Genomic DNA, 239 nt, shown 5'->3' on the forward strand with positions numbered 1-239 from the left:
GCGCGGCCGCCGCCGCCGACCTCGTCCGCGCCCTCCAGGACGCCGCCGAACGCGCCGAGAACCACGCGGCCGAGGAGGAGGAACGCTCCGCACACCTCCAGTCCGCGGGCGAGAGCGCCCACCGCGACGCCACCTCGGCGGCCACCGACGCCCAGCGCGCCCGCAGCGACGCCGGGCACCTGCGCCAGCGCCTCGCCGAGGTCGAGCAGGAGACGGAGGAGGCCGTACGGGCGGGCTGG

General features: G+C 79.5%; 1 protein-coding gene. It reads left to right on the forward strand.

Features of this window, described 5'->3' with window-relative positions; translation table 11 throughout:
- The coding region (locus G3I42_RS03295) for a hypothetical protein (protein WP_164282337.1) at positions 1-239 on the forward strand (239 nt) is incomplete at both ends.

The sequence above is a fragment of the Streptomyces sp. SID11385 genome (genome assembly GCF_010548245.1).
In the GTDB taxonomy this organism is placed as follows: domain Bacteria; phylum Actinomycetota; class Actinomycetes; order Streptomycetales; family Streptomycetaceae; genus Streptomyces.